This is a genomic window from Rubrobacter aplysinae, from assembly GCF_001029505.1.
Classification (GTDB): Bacteria; Actinomycetota; Rubrobacteria; order Rubrobacterales; family Rubrobacteraceae; genus Rubrobacter_A; species Rubrobacter_A aplysinae.
On record NZ_LEKH01000008.1, the window covers coordinates 1 to 21,320 of the forward strand.

Annotated in this window: 20 protein-coding genes; 7 read left to right on the top strand and 13 right to left on the bottom strand. The window is 66.7% G+C overall.

What is annotated here, in order from left to right; genetic code table 11:
- Nucleotides 1-168: 168 nt before the first annotated feature.
- From secF to queA, 4 genes are all read right to left on the bottom strand, one after another.
- Nucleotides 169-1,086 (bottom strand): protein translocase subunit SecF, encoded by a 918-nt coding sequence (gene secF, locus ABD53_RS09335; protein WP_053057881.1) that lies wholly within the window; start codon nt 1,084-1,086, stop codon nt 169-171.
- Nucleotides 1,086-2,582 carry a protein translocase subunit SecD gene (gene secD, locus ABD53_RS09340; protein WP_053057882.1) on the bottom strand — a complete coding sequence of 499 codons (1,497 nt, stop codon included), beginning with the start codon at nt 2,580-2,582 and terminating at the stop codon, nt 1,086-1,088. The genes secF and secD overlap by 1 nt, the downstream gene beginning before the upstream one ends.
- A gap of 97 nt (nt 2,583-2,679) precedes the next feature.
- Nucleotides 2,680-3,789, bottom strand: coding sequence for a tRNA guanosine(34) transglycosylase Tgt (gene tgt, locus ABD53_RS09345; protein WP_047865531.1), 1,110 nt, complete (start codon nt 3,787-3,789; stop codon nt 2,680-2,682).
- 8 nt (nt 3,790-3,797) lie between these two features.
- Nucleotides 3,798-4,820 (bottom strand): tRNA preQ1(34) S-adenosylmethionine ribosyltransferase-isomerase QueA, encoded by a 1,023-nt coding sequence (gene queA, locus ABD53_RS09350; protein WP_047865532.1) that lies wholly within the window; start codon nt 4,818-4,820, stop codon nt 3,798-3,800.
- A 243-nt stretch (nt 4,821-5,063) separates the two neighbouring features.
- Between queA and egtD the strand changes: the two genes are divergently transcribed.
- Nucleotides 5,064-6,122 carry an L-histidine N(alpha)-methyltransferase gene (egtD, locus tag ABD53_RS09355; protein ID WP_200900352.1) on the top strand — a complete coding sequence of 353 codons (1,059 nt, stop codon included), beginning with the start codon at nt 5,064-5,066 and terminating at the stop codon, nt 6,120-6,122.
- A 19-nt stretch (nt 6,123-6,141) separates the two neighbouring features.
- On the opposite strand, the gene ABD53_RS09360 is transcribed toward egtD, so the two are convergent.
- From ABD53_RS09360 to ABD53_RS09385, 6 genes are all read right to left on the bottom strand, one after another.
- Nucleotides 6,142-6,360, bottom strand: a complete 219-nt coding sequence (locus ABD53_RS09360) for a DUF2905 domain-containing protein (protein ID WP_047865534.1) — start codon at nt 6,358-6,360, stop codon at nt 6,142-6,144.
- Nucleotides 6,361-6,437: 77 nt separating this feature from the next.
- Nucleotides 6,438-7,397 (bottom strand): carbohydrate kinase family protein, encoded by a 960-nt coding sequence (locus tag ABD53_RS09365; protein WP_047865535.1) that lies wholly within the window; start codon nt 7,395-7,397, stop codon nt 6,438-6,440.
- Between the two features lie 94 nt (nt 7,398-7,491).
- Nucleotides 7,492-8,460, bottom strand: a complete 969-nt coding sequence (locus ABD53_RS09370; protein ID WP_047865536.1) for an ROK family protein — start codon at nt 8,458-8,460, stop codon at nt 7,492-7,494.
- A gap of 153 nt (nt 8,461-8,613) precedes the next feature.
- Nucleotides 8,614-10,005, bottom strand: coding sequence for a sugar porter family MFS transporter (locus tag ABD53_RS09375; protein WP_047865537.1), 1,392 nt, complete (start codon nt 10,003-10,005; stop codon nt 8,614-8,616).
- A gap of 195 nt (nt 10,006-10,200) precedes the next feature.
- On the bottom strand, nt 10,201-11,358 hold the full coding sequence (locus ABD53_RS09380) for a GNAT family N-acetyltransferase (protein ID WP_047865538.1): 1,158 nt from the start codon (nt 11,356-11,358) through the stop codon (nt 10,201-10,203).
- A 192-nt stretch (nt 11,359-11,550) separates the two neighbouring features.
- Nucleotides 11,551-12,423, bottom strand: a complete 873-nt coding sequence (locus ABD53_RS09385) for a DMT family transporter (protein WP_047865629.1) — start codon at nt 12,421-12,423, stop codon at nt 11,551-11,553.
- A gap of 221 nt (nt 12,424-12,644) precedes the next feature.
- On the opposite strand from ABD53_RS09385, the gene ABD53_RS09390 reads away from it, so the two are divergent.
- From ABD53_RS09390 to ABD53_RS09400, 3 genes are all read left to right on the top strand, one after another.
- Nucleotides 12,645-13,649: an MDR family NADP-dependent oxidoreductase gene (locus tag ABD53_RS09390; RefSeq protein ID WP_047865539.1), complete on the top strand. Its 1,005-nt coding sequence runs from the start codon at nt 12,645-12,647 to the stop codon at nt 13,647-13,649.
- A gap of 148 nt (nt 13,650-13,797) precedes the next feature.
- The gene (gene ilvD / locus ABD53_RS09395; RefSeq protein ID WP_047865540.1) at nt 13,798-15,486 is read left to right on the top strand and encodes a dihydroxy-acid dehydratase; all 1,689 of its coding nucleotides are present in this window, start codon (nt 13,798-13,800) and stop codon (nt 15,484-15,486) included.
- A gap of 89 nt (nt 15,487-15,575) precedes the next feature.
- Nucleotides 15,576-17,177, top strand: coding sequence for a Na+/H+ antiporter (locus ABD53_RS09400; RefSeq protein ID WP_047865541.1), 1,602 nt, complete (start codon nt 15,576-15,578; stop codon nt 17,175-17,177).
- Between the two features lie 20 nt (nt 17,178-17,197).
- Here the strand turns inward: ABD53_RS09400 and ruvB are convergent, their stop codons facing one another.
- The 3 genes from ruvB to ruvC form a co-directional block, all read right to left on the bottom strand.
- Nucleotides 17,198-18,190 carry a Holliday junction branch migration DNA helicase RuvB gene (gene ruvB / locus ABD53_RS09405; protein WP_047865630.1) on the bottom strand — a complete coding sequence of 331 codons (993 nt, stop codon included), beginning with the start codon at nt 18,188-18,190 and terminating at the stop codon, nt 17,198-17,200.
- Nucleotides 18,191-18,264: 74 nt separating this feature from the next.
- Nucleotides 18,265-18,885 carry a Holliday junction branch migration protein RuvA gene (gene ruvA, locus ABD53_RS09410; protein ID WP_047865542.1) on the bottom strand — a complete coding sequence of 207 codons (621 nt, stop codon included), beginning with the start codon at nt 18,883-18,885 and terminating at the stop codon, nt 18,265-18,267.
- A 24-nt stretch (nt 18,886-18,909) separates the two neighbouring features.
- Nucleotides 18,910-19,485: a crossover junction endodeoxyribonuclease RuvC gene (ruvC, locus tag ABD53_RS09415; RefSeq protein ID WP_047865543.1), complete on the bottom strand. Its 576-nt coding sequence runs from the start codon at nt 19,483-19,485 to the stop codon at nt 18,910-18,912.
- 133 nt (nt 19,486-19,618) lie between these two features.
- Here ruvC and ABD53_RS09420 point away from each other — a divergent pair, with 133 nt between their 5' ends.
- From ABD53_RS09420 to ABD53_RS09430, 3 genes are all read left to right on the top strand, one after another.
- Complete coding sequence (locus tag ABD53_RS09420; RefSeq protein ID WP_047865544.1) at nt 19,619-19,936, top strand: carboxymuconolactone decarboxylase family protein; 318 nt, start codon at nt 19,619-19,621, stop codon at nt 19,934-19,936.
- Nucleotides 19,937-20,043: 107 nt separating this feature from the next.
- Entirely contained in the window at nt 20,044-20,727 is a 684-nt protein-coding gene (locus tag ABD53_RS09425) for a hypothetical protein (protein WP_047865545.1), read from the top strand.
- Between the two features lie 151 nt (nt 20,728-20,878).
- On the top strand, nt 20,879-21,307 hold the full coding sequence (locus tag ABD53_RS09430) for a hypothetical protein (RefSeq protein WP_047865546.1): 429 nt from the start codon (nt 20,879-20,881) through the stop codon (nt 21,305-21,307).
- Nucleotides 21,308-21,320: the final 13 nt, after the last annotated feature.

Sequence of the window (21,320 nt, forward strand, 5' to 3'; positions counted from 1 at the left end):
AGGAAGGTGTCCACGTCGAGCATGAGCAGTCGGTTCCTTTCCCACGGGATCGGGTGGCAAGCCGACTCTAGGGCGTGGACACCTTCCACTCAAATCTTCACCACCTAACTCACACCAAGCGTTTAAGAGAAGCTTCGCAACCCTTCAGTAGTCACCATTTGAGGTCCGCTATACCTGACCGGGCTGGGGCTCATCCTCGCGCTGGGGCCGGGCACCGCGCCGGGCCTTGTAAAGCGAGAGCACCGGCGAGGCTATGAAGATAGAGCTGTAGGTGCCGGCCAGGATACCGACGAGCAGCGCGAAGGCGAAGTCAGATAGCGTGGAGCCGCCGAAGATGAGCAGGGCCGAGATCGGGATCAGGGTAGACAGCGAGGTGTAGATCGAACGCGTTATGACCTGCCGGATGGAGTCGTTTATGAGCCGGTCGAAGCGGCTCCTCTCGTACTCCCCCTCCGGCGTGTTCTCCCGGATACGGTCGAAGATTATAACCGTGTCGTAGAGTGAGTAGCCGAGCACGGTCAGCACCGCGACCACGGTTACGAGGTTCACCTCCCGCCCGACCAGCGCGTAGACGCCGGCCGTTACCAGAATGTCGTGGATGACCGCCGCTATGGCCGCCGTTGCGAAGGCGAACTCGAAGCGGTAGCTGATAAACACCACGATGACCGCGAGCGCCACGCCGACGGCCTGTAGCGCCTGATCCCGCACCTGACCGCCGAAGGTCGGGCTTACGTTAGTCGTGCTGACCTCCGAGTCGAACTGGCTCGACAGCGCGTCCCTCACCTCGGCACTCTCGGACTGCGAAAGCGGCGGCGTCGTTACCTCGAAGTTGCCATTTCCGAGGCGCTGGGCCGTTACCTCACCGGCTACCCCGGAGGGCACCGCATTCTGGACCCCATCCGCGGTCACGCCGCTCCCGGGGTCGTTCAGGGTGAACTCCGTGCCGCCGGTAAAGTCTATGCCGAGGTTCAGCCGCCCGAGTCCGATGGCCGCCAGGCCGAGCACGATCACGGCCAGCGAGACGGCGAACCACTTGCGCCAGCCGCCGACGAAGTCTATGTTCCGGGTCGCCCTGCCGACCGCCACTAGCGCACCCTCGCCTTCTCCCCGGACTCCGAGCCTCTGCCCGCCGGCCGGATGCTGTCCGGTGAGACGCCGAGCATCCGGGGCGTAAGATTGAGCCCGCCCCGGCTGGAGATCAGGCCGAGCAGAGCGCGGGTCACGACGACCGCCGTGAACATGGAGAGCAACACGCCGATGGAGAGCAGCACCGCGAAGCCCCTTACAGAGCCGCTGGAGAGCCCGAACAGGATCATGGCAACGATGATCGTGGTCAGGTTGCCGTCCAGTATGGCCCGGAAGCCCTTCTGGTAGCCGAGGGCTATGGCGCTGCGGGGCGTCTTACCGCGCCGCACCTCCTCCTTGACCCGCTCGAAGATCACGATATTCGCGTCCGCCGCCACGCCGAGCGCCAGCACCACGCCCGCAATGCCCGGCAGGGTGATCGTGATCGGCACCGCGACTATCACCCCCCAGAGGAGGAACGCGTAGATCAGCAGGGCGGCACTCGCAACCATCCCGAGCGCCCGGTAGATAAACGTCAGGAAGGCCAACACGAGCGCGAACCCGGCGGCCGCGGCGATCAAACCCCCGGCCAGAGAGGCGGCCCCGAGCGTCGCCCCGATGGTCGTGACCGAGAGCACTCTCATGTTTACGGGCAGCGCGCCGGTCTCCAGCACCACCTGGAGTTCCTCGGCCTCGTCCTGGGGCAGCCCGCCGGGGAGGCTGTCGTTGCTGATCGAGACCTGCCCGCCGGGTATCGCCTGCTCCACGACGGGCGCGCTCTCCACATCGTCGTCGAGGACTATCGCCAGCCGGCCGGGCTCCCCGGCGCCCAGGGTGCTCTGGGAGATCTCCTGTGAGAGGTCTGTAAACTGCTGCCCGCCCTCGCGGGTAAAGTTCATCTGGACTATCCGGTTGCTCTGGTCGTCCACGCCGACGGTTGCGGAGTCGAGCGCGCCGCCGGTTATCTGCGGTTGCTCGGAGACTATGTAGCCCGCGACGTACGTGCCCTCGCCCTCTAGAGCGGGGCTCTCCTCGAAGAGAATCTTGGTCTCGCCCTCCTCGAACTCGGAGTCGTCCTTGAGGCTCTGGCGGAGGTCGTCCTCGGCCGACTGGACCTCGCCTTCGGGGACGTTGTCCTGCTGCTCGTAGGCGAGCACCTCGTACAAGCCGAGCTGGGCGGTGCGTCCGATAACCTCTACGGCCCGCTCGGTGTCCGTGATACCGGGGATGTTCACCGAAACCTGATCCTGGCCCTGGATCTGGATCTCGGGCTCGGTGACGCCGAGGCTGTCCACGCGCTCGCGGATGACCTGCACGGCCCGCTCCATCTCGTCGCGCTCGACCTCGGAGCCGTCGGTGCGGTAGCCCTCTAGCTGTACGCTCACCCCGCCCTGCAGGTCGAGGCCGAGCTGCGTGGCCTGGCTCACGGGCTGGCGGATGAAGATCAGGTACACCGCCGCCGCCAAGAGGATGGCGACGAGACCGAGGATCAGGAGGCTGTTGCGACGACTTGGCATAGACCGTCCCGGATTATTACATAGCCGTGGCCTCTACACCGGCTCTCTACAGGCGAACCGGCGGGCACCGGAGACCATGTTTACCGTTTGTTTACCGCTACGCGGGGGCGCCCGCGAGGTAGCGTGAGATCCAGCCCCGCGACCAGCTCTCGAAGCTGCCGGCCCGGATCTCCTCCCGCGCCCTCCGGCACAGCTCGCCCATGAACGTCAAATTGTGCAGCGTCAGCAGCCGGTGCCCGAGCAGCTCGTTCTCCCGCACCAGATGCGCCAGATACGCCTGGCTGTAGTCCCGGCACGCCTCGCAGGCGCATCCGGTCTCCAGCGGCCCGAGATCGCGGCGGAACCGGGAGTTCTTCAGGTTCAGCCGTCCGTCGGCGGTCAGCACCGAGCCATGCCGGGCGAGCCGGGTCGGCAAGACGCAGTCGAACATGTCCACGCCGAGCGAGATCACACCCAGCACCCCGACCGGGTCGCCGATGCCCATGAAGTACCGGGGCTTGTCCTCCGGCAGCCCGGCGGCGGTCAGCGCCACCACCCGGAGCATCTCCTCCCGCGACTCCCCGACCGAGAGCCCCCCGACGGCGTACCCGGGAAAGTCCAGGGAGACCGTCCGCTCCAGGCTCTCCCGCCGCAGGTCCTCGTACAGCCCGCCCTGCACGATGCCGAACAGCGCCTGATCCTCCCTCGTGTGCGCCTCCTGGCAGCGCTCGGCCCACCGGGCCGTCCGCCGCAGCGACTCCGCCTGATACTCGTATCCGGCGTCGGCGGGCGGGCACTCGTCGAGCACCATCGCCACGTCCGCGCCGAGGTCCTCCTGCACCCGGGTCGTGAGCTCCGGGGTGAACACGTGGCGCGAGCCGTCGTACACGCTGACGAACTCCGCCCCGTCTTCGGTCAGCTTGCGGGTGTCGGCCAACGAGAACACCTGGTATCCGCCCGAATCGGTGAGCATCGGCCCGTCCCAGCCGGAGAAAGAGTGCAGGCCGCCGGCTTCCCGTATCAGGTCCGGCCCGGGCCGCAGATATAGATGGTAGGTGTTCCCGAGCACCACTCCGGCCCCGGTCTCGCGCACCTCCCGTGGGGTGAGTCCCTTGACAGAAGCCTTGGTGCCAACCGGCATGAACGTCGGGGTCTCGACGGCCCCGTGCGGCGTGTAGAGCTTGCCGGCCCGCGCCGCGCCGCTGGTCTCTTCGACCTCGATTCTCACCGCCGCGCCTACGACGCCACCCGCCCTCTGCCGCCGCCGACGAGGAGCATCGCGTCCCCGAAAGAGTAGAACCTGTAGCGATGCTCGACGGCCTGCCGGTACGCCTCGCGTACGAGCTCTGTGCCGCCGAAGCTCATCACCATCGCCAGCAGCGTCGAGCGCGGCAGGTGGAAGTTGGTTAGCAGGACGTCCACGGTCCGCCAGCGGTATCCGGGATACACGAAGAGATCGGACTCCCCCTCCCGCTCCCCGGTTCCCGCCCAGGTTTCGAGCGTGCGGGCGACGGTTGTCCCGACGGCCACGACCCGCTCCGCCGACTCGACCATCCGCGCCGTCGCCTCCGGCACGCGGTAACGCTCGGCGTGCATCTCGTGCTCCTCGAGCACCCCGGAGCGCACGGGGGCGAAGGTCCCGGCCCCGACGTGCAGCGTAGCCCGCGCTATCTCCGCGCCCGCCTCCCGGCAGCCCGCGAGCACCCCTTCGGTGAAGTGGAGTCCGGCCGTGGGCGCGGCGGCGGAGCCTTCTTCCCGGGCGTAGACGGTCTGGTACTCCCGTTCGGCCTCGGGCGTCGGCTCGATGTACGGCGGCAACGGCATCCTTCCCCGCCGCTCCAGGAGCCCGGGAACGTCCCGCGCTTCAACGGCCCAGTGGCCGCCGTCCAGCTCCCCGGCGAGCCGCACCTCCTCCCCGCCAGCCAGGAGCCGCATACCGGGCCTGAGCCGTCTACCGGGCCGGGCCATGACCTCCCAGCGACCGACGCCGTTCGCGCGGTCCAGCTCCCGCAAAAAGAGCAACTCCACCGCTCCACCGGTTTCCTTGCGGACGGCGAGGCGGGCCGGTATCACCTTCGTCTCGTTCAGCACCAGGGCATCACCCGGGGAGAGGAAGCCCGGCAGCTCCCGGAAGCCGTGGTGTGAGATCCCGCCGGATGCCACGTCCACGACCATTAGGCGCGAGGCGTCGCGGGGAGAGGCCGGACGCTGGGCGATCAACTCCTCTGGTAGCTCGTAGTCGAGCTCGGAGATCAGCATCCCCCCACCGGCCCCGTGCTCTCTCCGCGCCTCATACAATCCACTATCTCATCATACACGGCGTTACCATGCCAGGGCCCGCATCTCGTGTTGCGCGACGCCAGCCGCGGAGCCGTCGAGCGTGGAGCCACAGCGTCCAGGAGGACTCCCCGGTCGGGCAGTCGTCGAGCAGCCGCCGGGTGGGTGAGCGGAAAGGTGGTAATCTACCCCCCGTGCCGCCCGGAGACGGGATCCACCTTAACCATGTTCCACCACGAGCCACCACGAGCCACCGCGATCCACCACGAGGAGCCGATGAGCCGCGAAAACAGCCGGATAAGAATCTCGACGCTCGACGAGCCAGGGGTGACGCTCGAAGAGATGATCCGTGACGTGAAGGCCGGTCTCTCGCGGGAGCCCAAGGACCTCTCAACCTCCCCGAAGTACCTCTACGACGCGGAAGGGTCCAGGATCTTCGAGGAGATTACCGAGACGCCGGAGTACTACCAGACCGACGCCGAGTTCTCCATCCTGCGGCAGAGGTCCGAGGAGATCGTCTCGCGTACCGGGTGCCGGACCCTGGTCGAGCTCGGCTCCGGCTCTTCGAGCAAGACCCGAGCCCTGCTCGACGCGCTCCTGGAATCCGGCGGACCGGCCCGCTACGCGCCGCTCGACGTGAGCGAGAGCGCGCTCGAAGAGAGCGGCGAGCAGCTGGCCTCCAGATACCCCGACCTGGACATCCAGGGGTACGTCGGAGACTTCGACAAGTCGCTGCGCAGCCTGCTAAAAAGCGCGGAGAACGGCTCCGGCGGGAGACTGGTGGTGTTGCTCGGCGGCACCATCGGCAACTTCTCGCCGGAGAGCCGCCGGGGTTTCCTCAGGACGCTCCGGGAGAGCATGGGCGAGGGCGATCATCTCCTGATCGGGGTCGATCTCGTCAAGCCCCGGGAGACGCTGGAGAGGGCCTACGACGACGCGGCGGGCGCCACCGCCAGGTTCAACAAGAACCTGTTGAGCGTCCTGAATCATAACCTGGAGGCGAACTTCGACCCGGAGCTATTCGCCCACCGGGCGGCCTACGACGAGCCCCACCAGCGAGTGGAGATGTGGCTCGACTCGCTGGAGGACCAGGAGGTAAAGCTGCCCGCCCTCGGGATGGACGTACGTTTCGAAAAGGGCGAGGGGCTGCGGACCGAGATCAGTGCCAAGTTCACCCGGGAGTCCGCCGCCGGGATGTTCGAGGATACCGCCTTCCACATGCTCGACCTCTACACCGACCCGGACGAGCTATTCGGCCTTACCCTCGCCGCCCCGAAAGGCTAGGGGAGCTCCTCCAACCTCTCTAGCGCCGGAGAAAGACGTTGAGGAGGATGGTGCCGACGATGGAGATCAGGATCATCAGCCCAACCGGCAAGTACACGGTCGCGTTGCCGCGCCGGAACACGAGGTTGCCCGGCAGCCTCTCGAGCCCGAACCGGCTGAGGAGCAACATCAGCACGCCCGCGACAAGCAGCACCACCGCCCCGCCAATAAGTATCTTGCCGAGACCTTCGAGACCCATGACCGTATTCTACGTCCCGCCCGCCGGATGGCAAAGCCGGGGTCTACCTCCCGGGCGTTCCTGATCCCACCCCCGCTTTATCCCCGGGCCCGCATGAACCGCTCCAGCTCTTCCCTGGTCGGCAGGGCCCGCATCGCGCCGAAGGCGGTGCAGGCCAGGGCCCCGGCGGCGGTGCCCCGCCTCACCGCCGCCCGCACGGCGTCTTCGGCGAGCCACTCGCCGCTCTCGGAGAGGTGTGTCAGAGTAGCCGCCAGGAAGGCGTCCCCGGCCCCGGTAGCGTCCACGGCCTGCTCGACCTCGAAGCCTGGCAGGCTACCGCTATACTCCCGGGTGGCGTAAAAGGCCCCGTCGCTCCCCAGGCTCACGAGCACCAGCGACACGCCCCGATCCAAAAGGATTCTCGCGGCCTCTTCCACGTCTTCCACGCCGAGCACGAGCGGCAGCTCGTCGTCGCTGAGCTTGACCACCCCGGAGAGGTCCAGGATGGGATCCACGGCCTCCCGGGCGCTCTCAAGACTCTCCCACAGGTGCTCGCGGAGGTTCACGTCGAAGGCCAGCGGCACCCCTGCCTCGCCGGCGGCCCGCGCAAGCTCGTGGGCCGCCTGGCGCACCGGGTCCTTTATGAGCGGGATGCTCCCGAAGTTTACGAAGGACGCCCCCGAGACGGCGTCGCGCCCGATGTCATCCGGCGAGAGGAGCTCGTCCGCCGCCGGCGTCGAGCGATAGAAGGTGAACTCCCGCTCGCCGTCGTCCTCCACCTCGACGAAGGCCAGCGTCGTGCGCGTGGGCGGCGGCCGGCGCAGCACAGCCGAGGTATCGACCCCGGCCGCGGACAGGGCGCGGCGGACGAAGTCCCCGAAGAGATCGTCGCCGAGACTCCCGATAAACGCCGCCTCGGCCCCGAGCCTCGCGGCGGCAACGGCCACGTTCGCCGGAGCGCCGCCGGGACGGGCGGTGAACGGCATCTCGACCTCGGAGGACGATTCCTCCCGGTACACGTCCGCGACCACCTCGCCCAGGGTGACTATCTTCCCCATAACTCCCCCACGCCCCCCGCTCTCGTCCTCTCTTACCCGTCAGGCACCGCCTCCGGAATACTAACCTTTTGCGGTTACCTCGTTTACCTTCAGCTCACGAGGCTTCCCCGGCGGGCTCCAGCACGTATCTCCCCTCGCCGTCCTGGGCCAGGGCCGCCGCGCCGAGCACGCCCGACGTCGGCCCCAGCGTGGCCTCCATTATCTCTACGAGGTCGCGGGAAGGGGAGCGGGCCTTGCGGTACATCTCCTCGCGGGCGGGTTCGAGGAGCATCTCTCCCGCCTGGGACGCCCCGCCGCCGACGGCCACGATCTCGGGGTTGAAGATGTTCACGAAACCGGCCAGACCGATGCCGAGCCAGGTGCCGGTCTCCCGCAGCACCCGCAAGGCCGCCTCGTCCTCCTCTTGAGCCAGCCTGGTTACGTCCTCCCCGAGTATCTGCCGCTCGATCGCGAGCCGCCCCAGAGCCGATCCCGGATGCCGGTTCGCCACCTCCCGCGCCCGGCGCTGGATCGCGGTCCCCGAGGCCAGCGCCTCCAGGCATCCTTCGTTACCGCAGCCGCACAGGGGACCGCCGGGCTCCATCACGATGTGTCCCAGCTCTCCGCCCGCCCCCTGTAGGCCCCTCAGGAGCACCCCGTGGGTAATGACGCCGCCCCCGACGCCCGTGCCGAGGGTCACGAAGACCAGATGCTCCACGTCCTTTCCGGCCCCGTAATGGAACTCGCCCCAGGCCGCGGCGTTCGCGTCGTTCTCCACGGTCACCGGGAGCCCGGTGCTGCGGCCCAGCTCCTCGTCCAGCCGGATACCCTCTATCTCGTGCAGGTTGGGCGCGAAGATGACCTTGTTCTCCGGGCTCATCACCAGACCCGGGACCGCGACGCACGCCCCGCCCGTCTCGAAGCCCTCTCCAGCCTCGTTTATGGCGTACCCGATAGATTCGAGAAGCCGGTTCGGAGGCACCGCCTGGGTCGGATACCTCACCTCGTTCAGGATCTCACCCCCGGGCGAGACGACCGCCGCCGCGATCTTGGTCCCGCCCACGTCTACCCCTATGGCGTTCATCTACTGCCTCCTATCTACCCCTCGCTCCTCCGTAACCCCTCCGTAACCCGCGGCTTTCTCCGGCTTTCCCGGCGCGAGGCGACCACTGCTCTGGTCTACCTTTCGCGTATCACTCCGGCGACGGGGCGATGCACGGAAGGGTAAGAGATCCGGTCATCCCGTCGTCGCGCCCTCCCGGAGGTCCGACTCTATGTCCTCCAGGCTGCGGCCACGGGTCTCCGGCACCACGAAGTATATGAACAGGCCTGCCAGCACACAGATAACGCCGAGCCCCCAGAAAACGGTGGTCCGGCCAGTGATCGCCACTAGCGGCAGGAAGGCCTGGGCCACCACGAAGTTGGCCCCCCAGTTGCTCAGGGAAGAGAGGCCTGTACCGGCGCCGCGGGCCCTCACCGGGAAGATCTCCGGCAGCATCACCCACAGCAGGGGGCCGAAGCTCACCGCGAACGAGGCAACGTACAGCATAAGTCCCACGAGCGTCACCCAGGATATGATCCCGGAGAGACCGGGCAGCAGGAATGCGCCCCCGATAACCAAGAGCGACACCACCATGCCCGCCAGACCGACCAGTAGTAGCGGCTTGCGTCCGACGCGGTCCACTATGAGGATCGCGACGACCGTCATCAGCACGTTTACCACCCCGATGCCGATGGTCGAGAGGACGGAGGCCACGTTCTCTAGCCCGGTGGACTGGATGATAGTGGGCGCGTAGTAGATGACCGTGTTGATCCCGACGAGCTGCTGGAAGACGGCCAGCCCCACCCCGACCACGATCATCGGCCTCACCCACGGCGCGAACAGCTCCCGGTACCCGACCTGATCCTCTTCCTCCTGTTCCACGGCCCGGATCTCCCCTATCTCACGCTCCACCTCTTCCGAGGAGCGGCTGTGACTCAGGACCCGGCGGGCCTCTTCCTCCCGGTTCTTGCTCACGAGCCAGCGGGGCGTCTCTGGCAAGAAGTACATACCCACGAAGAGCACCACCGCGGGGATAAGGGCGAGACCGAGCGGCCAACGCCAGCTATCCGCGGTCGCGAATACCCCGTTGATGAGATACGCCAGCAGGATGCCCAGCGTGATCGCGAGCTGAAAAAGCGAGGAGAGCGAGCCGCGCACGTCGGTCGGGGCGGACTCCGAGATGTAGGACGGCACCAGGGCCGAGGCCGCGCCCACACCGAGACCGAGCATGAAGCGGAACACGATCAGCACCCATATGGTCGGGGCGAGCCCGGCCCCGACCGCGCCCACGCCAAAGATGATGGCCGCGACGAGTATGATCGTCCGCCGGCCGAGCCGGTCGGACAGTGCCCCGCTGACCCCGGCCCCCACCATCGCTCCGAGCAAGAGCGAGCTAACTATAAAACCTTCCAGAAAAGCGTTGAGCTGAAAATCCTGATTAATAAAAAGCAGCGCCCCGGAGATGACCCCGGTGTCATAGCCAAAGAGCAGCCCTCCAAGCGCGGCTACAGAGGCTATTACGTAAACGAAACGTCTGTTGCCTCCGGTATCTCCGGTGCCTCCGGCGGACGATGATGGTTGCGCCACGACCGTACTCCTTTCCTCCGAAACCTCCCGGCGAAACTCTTACCGTCGGGCTCTCCAGCAACACAGCGTACCCAGAGAAGCCAGCGTGCTAATCAGCACCCGAGCTCTCTAGGCTCCTATCGAGAACCATACTCCGGTATACGGGGCAGTGCTTGCGGGGATCAGGCACCAAAACTTACAAGACGCTGCCGGGCGCTAACCCTTGTACGGGTCGTGGAGGTCGTACTCGGTCACGGTCTCGGCGACGAGCTCGCGCTCGGTCTCCAGAAAGCGCCCGATCGCGTCCCTGAAGGCGGGGTGCCGGATCTCGTGTGCGCTGTAGGTCACCACCGGGACGAAGCCCCGGGCGTGTTTGTGGTGACCCTGGGCCCCGGCCTCGAAGAGCCGCATCCCCCGCTCGATGGCGAACTGTATCGCCTGGTAGTAGCAGAGCTCGAAGTGCAGGTTTCGCCGCTCCTCGAAAGAGCCCCAGTACCGGCCGAAGAGCGTGTCGCCCTTGAAAAAGTTGAGCGCCCCGGCTACCGGAACCCCGGAGCCGTCCCGGACCAGCACGAGCAGGATGCGGTCGCGCATGGTCTCGAACGCCTCCTCGAAGAAGCCGTCCTGTAGGTACGGCACGCCCCACTTTCTATCCGAGGTGCTGAGATAGAGGAGGTGCATGATCTCGGCGTGCTCGGGCTTTAGCTCGTCTCCGGTCAGACGCTCGATCCGCAGATCCTCGTCGAGCTGGCGGCGCTCACGCGCTATCTGCCGCCGCCGCTTACTAGAGAGCGCGGCCAGGTAGTCGTCGAACTCCTCGTAACCCCGGTTGTGCCAGTGGAACTGGAGCGAATGCCGCTCCATGAAGCCGCGTCCGGAGAACTCGGGCAGCTCATCGCCGGGTACGAACAAAGCGTGCGTGGAGCTGACGCGCCGCTCGTCCCCGAGCCTCTCCGCCTCATCCAGGAGGGCGGTCTTTACCCGCCCGGCCCCGGTCTCGTCCAGCCCGGGTCTCACGAGCAGCTTCGGGCCGGTCGCCGGGGTGAACGGCACGGCTGCGGTGAGCTTCGGGTAGTACGCCATGCCGTGCTCCCGGTAGGCCATCGCCCACTCCCAGTCGAAGATGTACTCACCGTAGCTGTCGGTCTTGAGGTACAGGCACAGCGCGCCCTCTACACGCTCCGCGTCGCGGCAGATCAGGTACACCGGCTGCCACCCGGTGCCGCGCCCGACGCTGCCGGACCGCTCCAGCGCGCGCAGGAACTCGAAGTCGAAGAACGGGAAGTCCGGCGACTCGACCTCGCGCCAGGCCGCCGCGCCCACGTGTTCTATGCTCGACGCCCGCTCGACCTTCAGCGTTCTCCCCTCCTCCACCTTCCCGGCTTTCGCAAGGTATCTCCGCCACCCGCCCGGTCTCTCGCGTGCTCCACCCATCTAGCCCGTATCTATATCAGAGAACGGCTCGGCGGCGGTGAAATACCGCACCTCGGCGCCCCGGTGGTTTTGCCTCGTCACGCACGGGCCGGCAAGGTTCGGCAAGGTTCGGCAAGGTTCGGCAAAGACCGGCTAGCCTCTCTTCGCGTTGACCAGCACGACCCCGGCCACGGCTATCACGCCGCCGGTTATGGAGAGCGGCGTCGGGATCTCGCCCAGCCAGACATACGCGATGGCGATGGCCGCGGCGGGCGAGATGTACAGGAAGCTCGTCGCCCTGGAGGCCGGTAGCCGCGAGAGCGCGTAGGCGTAGGTGACGTAGGCCACCGCCGTCGGAAATACTCCGAGGTACACCACCGAGGCCGTCGCCCCGACGGAGGCCGCCGAGATATTCGCCGCCAACCCTGGCGAGAATACCAGAGAGAAAGCCGTACCGGCCCACACCGCGTACGCGGTAAAGTCCAGCGCCCGGTAACGCTTCAGATAGAACTTCTGGATCACGAAGTACCCGCTCGCCGACAGCGCGGCAAGCAGAATCAGGAACGCCCCCGGCGCGAGCCCGAGCCCGCCGCCCTCGCCGAGGGCGATCAGGGCAACTCCCACGAAGCTCACGCCCATCCCGGCCCAGCCCAGGGGCTCTACACGCTCGCCGAGAAAAGCCGTAGCCAGGATCGCGGTGAATATCGGGGCGGTCGCGATGAGCAGGCTGGCCCCACCGGCGCTAACGGTCAACTCACCGTAAGCGAGCCCGGAGTGGTATACGGTGTGGGCCAGGAAACCGGCGAGGAGTATCGCCGGCACGTCCCGCAAACGCGGGAGCCGCATCCTCGTAACCAGTGCGTACACCAGGAGGACCGAAGAGGCCGAGACCAGCCGCAACACCACCAGATGACCCGGGCTGTAGTCCTCGAGCCCGGCCCGGATGCCGGCGAACGCCGAGGACCAGAAAACGAGGGTCGCGGCCAGGAAAAGCCAGGTTCCCGTACTCTCGGCTCCGCCCCTCACCACGCCATTCTAAACTCCGGAGCCTGCATCCGGCGGCGTTTTCATCCTCCTGCACGCCCCAGGCGTACGACAGGCGTAACCTCTGGGCTCCGCCGGGCTACTGATAGTTCGCAAAACGTGGAGCTCTCCCACAGCCGGGGATAGCCGGACGGGGGCCGTGTCAGGCTGCAGCGGGATATGGCGGCGTTGCCCGGCGTGGCCCCGTGCGGTAGCGTAGCCGCATGAGAGTTCAAGAAGTACAGCTGACCACGGTACCCGAAGAAAGCGTCACGGAGCAGAACTTCGGCGTGTTCGACGCCGAGGTTGGCGGACCGGATAAGGGACAGGTCCTGGTCGGGTTGCGCCGGCTCGGCCTGAACGCCGGCCTCGCGCATCGTCTCGGCGGCGGAGGCACGGCGTATGGGCCCGGAATCGGTGTCGGTGACGTGCCCGAGAGCGACGCAGTCGTCGAGGTCCTCCGCTCAGAAGATAAAAACTTCGAAACGGGAGAATTAGCCGTCGGCAAGGTGCCCTGGAGCACGGCGGCGGTCGTCGAAGGCTCCGGGCTCCGCAAGATTCGGCCTCCCGCCTCCGACGACGAGCTAGACGCACACCTGACGATTCTCGGGCACGTTGGTTTCACGGCGTACACCGGGATGATCCACGTAGGAGGCGTCGGCCCCGAGGACGTAGTCTACGTCTCCGGCGCCGCCGGCGGCGTCGGTAGCTGCGCGGTCCAGTTCGCAAAGGCCCGCGGCGCGACCGTTATCGGGGTGGCCGGTTCGGACGAGAAGGTCTCGCTGCTCACCGACGTGCTCGGCGCGGACCGGGCCATCAATCGCCACGACGGCCCGGCGGTGGACCTGCTGCGCGAGGCCGCTCCGGAGGGCATCGACCTGTACTACGACAACGTCGGCGGCGAGCAACTGGAAGCCGCGCTCGACGTGCTCAACACGGGCGGGCGCGCGGTGATTTGCGGTGCCGTATCTCAGAGCTCCGGCGGCCCGGATAACTACCGCAACATGATCTACAAGGAGCTGACGATGCGCGGCTTCACCGTCACGGCCCACGAGGATCTGCGCGAACAGTTCGAGTCCGAGGTCGGCGACTGGTTAGGCGAAGGAAAGGTCCAGAGCCTGCACAGCGTCTTCGAAGGTATAGATAGAGTCCCCGAGGCGTTCGAGACCCTGCTTGCAGGCGGCAGCACCGGCCGGGTCATCGTGGGGGTGGAGCCCCAGCGCGGGTAACCGCCTTTTTACCGAGAACCCGGCGGAACCCGGGGCTCATGCCGGAGCCTACGGAGGTAGAGCCATACTCCAGAATATTCTATGCTGTCGGGTGTACGATTATCCTCTATAAACTCTGTAAAACCTTTTGAAATCGGGGGTGTAGTCCATGCAGACAGGAAGCCAGACGGACCCGAGGAGCCGCAGCCGACAGATAGTAGAAGGCAGGGACCGCGCGGCCGCCAGGGCCATGCTCAAGTCCATAGGCTACACCGACGAGGACCTCTCGAAACCCATAATCGGCGTGGCGCACACCTGGATCGAGACCATGCCCTGCACCTACAACCAGCGCCGCCTCGCCGAGCGTGTCAAAGAAGGCATCCGGGAGGCCGGCGGCACGCCGATGGAGTACAACACCGTCGCCATCTCCGACGGCGTGACGATGGGCACCGAGGGGATGAAGACCTCGCTGGTCTCGCGGGACCTGATCGCGGACTCCATAGAGCTCGTCGGGCGCGGGCACATGTTCGACGCCGTGGTCTCCATCGTCGGCTGCGACAAGACCATCCCCGGCGGCGCGCTGGCGCTGGCCCGGCTCGGGATACCGGGCGTGGTGATCTACAGCGGCTCCATCCATCCCGGGCGTCACAACGGCCGGGACATCACCATCCAGGACGTCTTCGAGGCCGTGGGCTCCCATGCCGCCGGCCAGATAGACGATAAGGAGCTGAACGAGATAGAGTCTTCGGCCTGCCCCGGACCCGGCGCCTGTGGCGGCCAGTTCACCGCGAACACGATGGCGATGGCCCTGGAGTTTCTCGGCCTCTCCCCGATGGGCTCCGCGAGCCCGCCCGCCACCGACCCGCGCCGCGACGAGGTCTCGGTCGAGGCCGGCAGGCTCGTGATGCGGATGCTCGAAAATGGTCTCTCCGTCCGTGACATCCTCACGCGCGCCTCATTCGAGAACGCCATCGCCGCCGTCGCCGCGACCGGCGGCTCCACCAACGGCGTGCTGCACCTGCTGGCGATAGCCCGAGAGGCCGGCATAGAGCTCGACATAGACGACTTCGACCGCGTCTCCGGGCGCACCCCGACCATCGCGGACCTGAAGCCCGGCGGCCGTTACACCGCCGTGGATCTCGACCGGGCCGGCGGCAGTCGCCTGCTCGGAAAGAGGATGCTCGACGCAAACCTCATGGACGGCACGCAGCTCACCCCGACGGGCCGCACCATCGCCGAGGAGTGCGAGGAGGCGAAAGAGGCCGAGGGGCAGGACGTGATCGTCGCCGTAGATGACCCGCTGCGCGAGAGCGGGGGCCTCGTAATCCTCAAGGGCAACCTCTCCCCCGAGGGCTCGGTCGTCAAGCTCTCCGGCCACACCCGCCTGCATCACAGCGGCCCGGCCCGCGTCTTCGAGTCCGAGGAGGAGGCGATGGACGCGGCGACCCACGGCGGCATCTACGACGGCGACGTGGTCGTGATCCGGTACGAGGGCCCGAAGGGAGGTCCCGGAATGCGCGAGATGCTCGGCGTCACAGCCGCGCTGGTCGGCCAGGGCCTCGGCGAGTCCGTCGCCCTGATAACCGACGGCCGCTTCTCCGGCGCCACCCGCGGGCTCATGGTCGGCCACGTCGCCCCCGAGGCCGCCCACGGCGGAGCCATAGCCGCTCTGCGGGATGGGGACGGGATCACACTGGACATAGAGAACCGCTCCCTGAGCGTGAGCCTCTCGGACGAGGAGCTACAGTCCCGCCTCTCCGGCTGGACAGAGCCTGCGCCGCGCTACGAGACCGGCGTCATGGCCAAGTACGCCGCGCTGGTCTCCTCGGCTTCCGAAGGAGCGGTCACCCAGCCGTAAAGCGGATCCCGGGCAAACACCGGGAAGGAGCGAGGAGACTCGGAGCCACGGAATAATCACATAGCAGACGTTACCCGAGCCATGACCAGATGAGCGAGATACAGTCTCTGATCTTCCTCGTGGTCGCGGCGGCCCTGCTCTCGCAGCTCGCCCTGGTAATGCGGGTACCCTACCCCGTGTTTCTGGTGCTCGGGGGCGTGGTTATCGGCTTCGTCCCGGGGCTCCCGACCCTGACGATACCGCCCGAGATCATCTTCCTGGTCTTCCTGCCGCCCCTCCTGCACGCCTCGGCGTACTCCTCTTCGCCGCTGGATCTGCGGGCCCAGCTCAGGCCTATACTGTTGCTCGCCCTGGGGCTCGTGCTCGTCACGGCGGCGGCTATCGCGCTCGTGGCGCACTTCGTCGTCGGGCTGCCCTGGGCGGCGGCCTTCGTGCTCGGCGGGATACTGGCCCCCACGGACCCCGTGGCCGCCGAGGCCGTGTTCAGACGCCTGGGCGTCCCGGACCGGGTCGCGACCATTGTGGGCGGCGAGAGCCTCGTCAACGACGGCTCCGGGCTCGTGATCTACCAGCTCGCCGTCGCGGCCGTGGTGACCGGCACGTTCTCTGTTCTGGACGCGGGCTTTCAGTTCCTGCTCGTGAGTGCGGGCGGCCTCCTGTTCGGGCTCGCCGTCGGCCGGCTGCTGCTCCCTCTGTGGTCCCGGCTAAGAGACCCCTCCATAGTGATCTCACTCTCACTACTCATCCCCTACGGGGTCTACGTCGTAGCGGACACCGTGCTCGGGATCTCCGGTATCCTGGCCGTGGTCGCCTACGGGCTCTACGGGAGCTGGAGGTCCACCAACCTCTACTCGCAGGCCTCCACCCGCATCCAGTCCTACTCCTTCTGGCAGGTTCTCGTCTTTCTCCTGGAGGTTCTGCTATTCGTGCTCCTGGGGCAGCAACTCCCCTCGATACTGGACAACATAGGAGAGTACTCCCTGGTAGAGGTGATGCTCTACGCGGTGCTGTTGTACGCAGTGCTGGTCGGCGTCAGGCTCGCCGCTTTCTTTTTCGAGCCATACCTACACCCCGTTATAGACCGGCTCCTGCGCACGGAGTACCCCAGAGCCTCGCGGCGGGAGCGGTTGGTGATGGGCTGGAGCGGCATGCGGGGCGCGGTATCCCTGGCGGCCGCCCTGGCGATACCGCTCACCACGGCGGCGGGCGATCCTTTCCCCGGGCGCGACCTCGTACTCTTTCTGACCTTCGCCGTGATCCTGGGCACCCTCGTGTTCCAGGGCCTCACGCTCGGTCCCCTGGTAAGCGTCCTCAACTTGAAGAGCGACGCGAACGCGGACAAGGTGGACGAGTTGACCGCGAGGCTCGCCTCCACCAACCGGGCCCTGGAGACGCTCGATCACACCGCGGACGCGGAGAGCGCCCCGGATCACGTCTCCGCCCGGAGCCGCGAGAGGATGCGAGAGTACTACGAGGAGCGCCTCCACCGTTACGAGTCCGGCCTCAGCGCCGGCGGGACCACTCCGGAGTACGCCGAGAGCTCCGAGTCGTGGCGGAGTTGGAGGCGCAGGCTCCTCGCCGCCGAGAGGGAAGCCCTGATCTCGCTCCGCAAACGGGGTGAGATCTCCCAGGAGGCGATGCGGCGCGTAGAGCGTGACCTCGACCTCGAAGAATCCCGGATAGATGGATAGCCCGCCTTGCGAGAGGTACCCTAGCCCTCCCTCCCGCCACCCGGCTCCGGCAGCCCGAGGTGGGTGTAGGCGCGGCGGGTGGCGACACGGCCGCGGCTGGTGCGCTGGATCAGGCCGCTCTGCAAAAGGTACGGCTCGTACACGTCCTCGACGGTGTCGCGGGCCTCACCGAGCGCGACGGAGATGGTGCCGAGCCCCACGGGCCCACCGTCGAACTTATCTATAACGAGCCCCAGATACTCGCGGTCCACCCGGTCGAGGCCCAGGGTGTCCACGCCCTGCATCTGGAGCGCGGCGTTGGCCGTCTCTTCGTCTATGACGCCGTCCGCGACGACCTCGGCGTAGTCCCGCACGCGGCGCAGCAGCCGGTTGGCGATACGCGGCGTACCCCGGCTCCGCTCCGCGAGCTGCCGGGCACCGGCCTCGTCGGTCTGTATGCCGAGTATCCTTGCGTTGCGCTCTATGAGCTGCTTGAGGTCCTCCGGCGCATAGTAGTCCAGGCGGCTTGAGAAGCCGAAGCGGTCGCGCAGCGGCGAGGTAATGAGGCCGGTGCGGGTCGTCGCTCCGACCAGGGTAAAACGCGGCACGTCCATGCGGATGGTACGCGCCGAAGGGCCCTGACCTAGCACGATGTCCATCGCAAAGTCCTCCATCGCCGGGTACAGGACCTCCTCGATGGCGCGGTTGAGGCGGTGGATCTCGTCTATGAACAGGAAGTCGCCCTCTTCGAGCGAGGTGAGGATGGCGGCCATGTCCCCGGCCCGCTCCAGAGTGGGGCCGCTCGTGATCTTGATGTCCACACCCATCTCCCCGGCCAGGATGCGGCACAACGAGGTCTTGCCGAGCCCGGGCGGACCGGCGAGCAGGACGTGATCCAGGGCCTCCTGCCGCCTGCGGGCCGCCTCGACGAAGATCCTGAGCTGCTTCTTGAGATCCTCCTGCCCGACGAACTCGTCCAGCGTCTGGGGGCGCAGCGTCGGCTCGTCGTCCTCCAGAAACTCCTCGGGGTCCAGTGGACGCTCGCCCTCAGCGCCGCCTGGCTCCTGCGGCTCTTCCCACTCGTCGCGTGCTTCGGCCTCGTATCCGCTCAACGCCTGCTCCCGATCCTGCGTAGCGCCTCCCTGACGTAGCTTTCCACCGACACGGCCTTGTCCTCGGGCACCTCGCGCAGCGCCTGCTCGGCCTCCTCCAGCGAGTATCCGAGGCTCGTAAGCGCCTCCCGCGCCTCCATGTATGCGCCCGCTCCTCCGCCGCCCTGCTCGTTCACGGCGGAGCCGTCCTCCGTAACGCCGACCGGCGCGAACACGGCGAACTCCTTGCCCTTGAGCTCCAGCACCACCCTCTCCGCCGTCTTCTTGCCGAGACCGGGCACGGTTGCGAGCTTTACGGCGTCGTCGCGGGCGACGGCGGTCGAGATCTCCGTCGGAGACAGCATAGAGAGGACGGCGACGGCGAGCTTCGGCCCGATCTTGCTCACGGCGGTCAGCGCGTCGAACGCGCTCCTTTCTTCCTTCGTCGCGAAACCGAAGAGCGAGATCGCATCCTCCCGCACCACCATCCGGGTGTGCAATACGCACTCCTCCCCGAGCGGCGGCAGCGACCCTATCGCCCCGACCGGAACGGCGGCCCGGTAGCCGACCCCCGACACGTCCACGACGACGCCCTCGGCGTCTTTATCCACCAGAATCCCGCGCAAACGCTCGATCATAGGCTAATTATCCCCCAGAGCGGGCTATTTACCCACCCCGATCCTGCTGAGCCCACCACCAGAATTTCCGCCGCTACCGGAGCTCTTCACGTCTTCCATCCTGGCCGAGAACGCGTGGCAGATGGCGGCTGCGAGCCCGTCGGCGGCGTCGTCGGGCTTTGGCGTCTCGCGCAGGTTCAAAAGCGCCTTGACCATTTCCTGCATCTGGCGCTTGTCCGCCCGCCCATAGGAGGTGATGGCCTGCTTGATCTGGAGCGGCGTGTACTCCGCGACCTCAACCCCTTCCCGGTACGCCGCGAGAATCGCGACCCCCCGCGCCTGCCCGACGGTCATCGCCGTCGTCACGTTGGTGTTGAAGAAGAGCTGCTCGATGGAGACCACCTCTGGCCGGTACCCCCGTACGAGCTCTGTCACCCCGTCGAAGAGCGCCCCGAGCCTACGGGGCATATCCCACTCCGAGGACGTCTTTATGGCCCCGTGCTGCACGTACAAGAGCTTGTTACCCGGTGATCCCCACTTAACCACGCCCCAACCCATCGTGGCCGTGCCGGGGTCTATCCCGAGCGTCGTGTGTACCGTGCCTCGCTTTTCCCTGGTCATGCTACAAGGTTACCCGCTCCGGCGGCGGCGTGCAGCAGGCACCACATGTGGTGCTCCGTAGCGCCGCGACCTCCCGTTACACCACGAGGATAGCTGCTAGCATGACCGTACATCAAACGGGATAGGAGGGATCATGGACTACCTGCCGGAGGTGTTCCAGCAGTTCAAACGGCGATTCCCCGGGGTAAAGGAGTCCTTCGACGCCCTGGGCGCCGCCGAGCACGAGGCCGGCCCGCTGGACGAGAAGCAGCGCAGGCTCGTGAAGCTGGGCATAGCCGTCGGCGCGGAGTCAGAGGGAGCGGTGCGCTCCCACGTCCGCAAGCTGCTCGGCATCGGGGCGACGCAGGAGGAGATCCTGCACGCCATCGTCCTAGCCCTGACCACCATCGGCTTCCCCGCCACCAACGCCGCCCTCTCCTGGGCCGAGGAGGTGCTGGCGGAAGAAGCCTGACGCGGCCTCCGTCAGCGTCTCTTACGGGGCGGGCCGGCATCATACAATAACCGGGTGCGGATACGTGACTCCCATAGGCTCGTGGAGCCATTTTCGAAGCTCCGCGCTTGATCCGCTCCCTCCAGAGCCTCGTAGCCCTGCTGCTCTTCGTCGGTGTCGCACTGGCCGTCGCCCTCTGGAGTCTGGAGAACATCCGCTGGGAGGAACCCGCGTGCCCGCGAACCGTCGGTCACGGCTTCCAGGACCTCCGCTGGCTCGAAACCGGCGGGGGCCCCGCAGCCACAGGCGCGGAAAGACTCCTGTCGCGGCCAAACTTCGGCGCCACACCCCAGGCCGCCCGGGACCTGGAGTCCGGAGTCGTGGACGAGCGTATGATCTCCACGCTCCTCACCGTCTCAGAAGATCACGGCATCTGCGTCCAGACGTTCAAGGAAGGCCACCGCTTCCTGCCCGGCGTGGAGGACGGCCCCACCATCCCCGAGGGCTACGGCGACGCCGGCGGCCTCCCCAATACCCACTACTTCGGGCGCGCCGCCGACATCTACCAGATACACGGCGAGCCCGTAGAAGACAACGGCACCAGACCCGCCGTCCTCGAAGTCGGCCAGACACTCGGCGCCATTCCACCGCAAAACCGCCCGGACCAGATCATCGGCCCGCCAGACTGGACCAACCGACTCAACTACCCGAGAGAAGCAGGCTGGGTGCCCGCCCGGGACCAACTCCAACTACACAAAGACCACCTGCACCTCGGCTACAGAGACGAGGCGAGCACAAACAACCGGCTATAACCGTGTAAGCGTAAACCCATAGCCGCTCCCCAGGCTTCACGCCCTCTTAAAGAAGCTGAACCATCACGTAACATCCGCGCAAGCGCCTCAAGGTATTATAATGACCGATACATACTTTCGCGGAAGACCCTGCGGAAGGAAAGGAGTGGGCATGGACACCACGACGCTCTACTATCTAGGTCTCCCACTACTCGCGGGCGCACTCATCCTCCTCTGGGCGCTGCTGCGACGCCCGAAAAAGCGCCCCGCGATGACCACGCCGGGCCTCGAAGAGCGCGCCATCGCACTCTCCCGCTCCCTCTCGGCATTTTGCACCGAGCGCGAGGCCAGCAGGGCCTCGGATCTCGTCTCCGTCGGCGGCCACGAGTTTCACGACTCCGACGATAGCGAAGAGGACCCGGAGGCCCAGATCCTGTACCAGACCCACTACCTGCCCCGCGTAGCAGAGCTAAGAGAGCAGTTCGCCGAGAGAAGAATCCGAGAACGCGCCCTAGACCGTGTCTACGAGTCCCCCGATAGCCTGGCCGAGATCAGGACCATCTCAACCGGGCTGCTGGTTATGGCGAACCGTCTGCGATAGCTATGCTTGTAGT